The sequence below is a fragment of the Arthrobacter sp. lap29 genome, assembly GCF_032458965.1.
GTDB lineage: Bacteria > Actinomycetota > Actinomycetes > Actinomycetales > Micrococcaceae > Specibacter > Specibacter psychrochitiniphilus.
In genome coordinates this window covers 1-718 of sequence record NZ_JAUCEK010000043.1, presented here as the reverse complement: position 1 = coordinate 718, position 718 = coordinate 1, and the positions used below count along the sequence as shown (strand labels likewise).

Below are 718 nucleotides of genomic sequence, written 5' to 3'. Positions count from 1 at the left end.
CTTGGTTATGAGCGTTTTTTGAGTTGTTTGGTGATGAGTTTCTTGAGCCATTTGGGGTATCGGGGGCGTGGGGTGTCTTCTTCTGGTGGTTCTTGGTAGGTCCCTGATGGGGTGATCCAGCCGATGCGTCCATCGCTGGTGGGTTGGGGTGTCCAGCCACGCAGCCGGATGTTGTTGCGTTCTGGTTCGTTGATGCATCGGCGCTGCCCGTACCGGTTTTTATCGTCTTTGAAGTGCTTCATGGTGTGGTGGCGTTTACAAGCAGGGCGTAGATTCATCATGCTGGACTGGCCCCCGAACTCGAACGCTTCCAGATGGTCTAGATCGGTATCAATGACAGGGTTGGGACAATTCGCTACATAGCAATGCCCAGCCAAGGCCTGCAGGACTAGTTTCTCTGCTTCCTTGAGCGTGTAGCGTTGCGGCTGTGCTGGCAACGCTTCACCGGTGATCGGATCCGTCAAGACCCGCAAGAACGTGGTGGACTGCGCTAAGAGAAGCCGGGCAATGTTCTCTGGAACTGGCCCAGCCAACGGGCCAGCTAGTTCAGCGGGTTCATCCGTGATCCCCAACAGCCCTAACACCGGAACTTTCAACAAGATCAGCGCTTTGGGTAAGGGCGGATCCGTGATCACCTTCGAGTGCGCCACCGCCTCCAACTGCCTCAAATACTCTCCTTGCGGATCCTCAAAAATCCCATCCACCACACCATCGATAA

The 718-nt window shown here is 55.3% G+C and carries 1 pseudogene; it reads right to left on the bottom strand.

Annotated features, from left to right (window positions below):
- Positions 1-5: 5 nt before the first annotated feature.
- Positions 6-718, bottom strand: a pseudogene (locus tag RY113_RS18435) (HNH endonuclease signature motif containing protein); the annotation flags it as partial.